A 2,131-nucleotide genomic window follows, 5' to 3' on the forward strand; every position below is an offset into this window, starting at 1 on the left:
CCGCCGCGCAGCGCGCCCGGCCCGCAGCGCCCCGTGACGAGCACCTCCGCGGACCCTCCTGCCCCGCGCCCACCCCTCGTGGAAGGATCAGCACGCCAGAGCCGCCACGACGAGGAGTCGACATGCCCATCGCCACCCCGGACGTCTACGCCGAGATGCTGGACCGCGCGAAGGCAGGGTCCTTCGCCTACCCCGCCATCAACGTCTCCTCCTCGCTGACGCTCAACGCCGCCATCCGCGGCTTCGCCGAGGCCGAGAGCGACGGCATCGTCCAGGTGTCCACCGGCGGCGCGGAGTTCCTCTCCGGCAGCACCGTCAAGGACATGGTCCTCGGCGCGCAGGCCCTCGCCGAGTACGCCCACCACGTCGCCAAGGGCTACGGCGTCAACATCGCCCTGCACACCGACCACTGCCCCGAGGACAAGCTCGACAGCTACGTCCGCCCCCTGCTCGCCATCTCCCAGGAGCGCGTCGACGGCGGTCGCGACCCGCTGTTCCAGTCCCACATGTGGGACGGCTCCGCGGTCCCCCTCGACGAGAACCTGCGCATCGCCGAGGAGCTGCTCGGCAAGGCCGCCGCCGCGAAGATCGTCCTGGAGGTCGAGATCGGCGTCGTCGGCGGCGAGGAGGACGGCGTCGCCAACGAGATCAACGACAAGCTCTACACCACCGTCGACGACGCCCTGGCCACCGTGCGCGCCCTCGGCACCGGCGAGAAGGGCCGCTACCTCACCGCCCTCACCTTCGGCAACGTCCACGGCGTCTACAAGCCCGGCAACGTCAAGCTGCGCCCGGAGATCCTCCAGCAGATCCAGGACGAGGTCGGCAAGGAGGTCGGCAAGGAGCGCCCCTTCGACCTCGTCTTCCACGGCGGCTCCGGCTCCCTGCCCGAGGAGATCTCCGCCGCCGTCGACCACGGCGTCGTCAAGATGAACGTCGACACCGACACCCAGTACGCCTTCACCCGCCCCGTCGCCGAGCACGTCTTCCGCAACTTCGACGGCGTGCTCAAGGTCGACGGCGAGGTCGGCAACAAGAAGATGTACGACCCGCGCACCTGGGGCAAGCTCGCCGAGGCCGGCATGGCGGCCCGCGTCGTCGAGGCCGCGCAGTCCCTGCGCAGCGCCGGTCAGCGCCTGAAGTGAGGCCCGCGCCGGCCCGGGCCCCCGCGGGGGCCCGGGCCGGCGCGCGTCGTGGTCGGGGTGCCCGCCCGGGCGCGGACCCGACCGCAGGACCTGGCAGGACCCGGCCGGGGAGCGGCGTCAGGCCGGTTCGGGCCCGTCGTCGTAGGCGCCGGGGGAGGTGTCGGGACCCGGGCGCGGCTCCTCGTCGACCACGTCGAGCAGCTGCACGATGTTCGTCGTCTCGATCAGGAACTTCACCACCGCCGGCGGGCGGATCAGCGTCACCCGGCGACCGCGCGAGCGCGAGGCCAGGCGGGCCAGGAAGGCCAGGCCGGTGGAGTCCATGAAGGTCACGTGGTGGGCGTCCACCTGCAGCGGGCGGCCGGAGGACAGGGCGTCCTCGGCGGCCTCGAGCAGGTCCGGCCCGAGCTCGGCGTCGATCTCCCCGGTGAGCACGACCCGGGTGGCGCGGGGCTCGTAGAGCACGTGCACGGACCCCGGGTCGACCGAGCGGACCTCGGGCATGCGGGACGTCTCCCCAGGGGGTGTCGCGTCGTTCGTCATCGTCCCTCCGCAGTACCGCGCTGGTGGCCGTGCCCGTTGGCTGCAGGCAGCCGGTGTCTGCGCGGCTCGTCGCCGCACAGTAGGACACGACGCCCCCGCGGCGCGACGTGTCCCTCCCCGGGGGAGCGCGGACACCCTCGGCGCGCGGCGGGTCGAGGCCCCCTGCATGCTATCCAGCGAGGTCGGGGTCGCCGTCGCGCACCTGCGACGCACCAGCCACCCGAGGAGCTCCAGCGATGCCCGGCAGCCGACCGCAGCGCCTGCTGCTGCGCGACGCCCCGGCGGCGGTGCTGCTGCTGGAGCTGCCGGCGGACGGCGGGGACGCCGCGGTGGCCGCCGCGGACGACGCGGCCGCGCACCTGGCCGGCGCCGCCTCGCCCGCGCAGGTGCCCGCGGGGCTGACCGCGTTCTGGCGCGCCGCGGGGCTGGCGGCGCGCCAGAAC

Annotated in this window: 3 protein-coding genes; 2 read left to right on the forward strand and 1 reads right to left on the reverse strand. The window is 74.1% G+C overall.

The genetic code is table 11. The features are described 5' to 3' along the window. The first annotated feature begins 122 nt into the window (after nt 1–122). A complete protein-coding gene (gene fbaA / locus GTR00_RS19530; protein WP_166613218.1) occupies nt 123–1,145 on the forward strand; it encodes a class II fructose-bisphosphate aldolase in 1,023 nt (340 codons plus the stop codon). Between the two features lie 117 nt (nt 1,146–1,262). Here fbaA and GTR00_RS19535 read toward each other — a convergent pair whose 3' ends face one another. Next, nucleotides 1,263–1,688: an STAS domain-containing protein gene (locus tag GTR00_RS19535; protein WP_205706235.1), complete on the reverse strand. Its 426-nt coding sequence runs from the start codon at nt 1,686–1,688 to the stop codon at nt 1,263–1,265. A gap of 236 nt (nt 1,689–1,924) precedes the next feature. On the opposite strand from GTR00_RS19535, the gene GTR00_RS19540 reads away from it, so the two are divergent. Further along, the coding region (locus GTR00_RS19540; RefSeq protein WP_166613220.1) for a hypothetical protein at nt 1,925–2,131 on the forward strand (207 nt) is incomplete at its 3' end.

Source organism: Kineococcus indalonis (assembly GCF_009906395.1).
Lineage (GTDB): Bacteria > Actinomycetota > Actinomycetes > Actinomycetales > Kineococcaceae > Kineococcus > Kineococcus indalonis.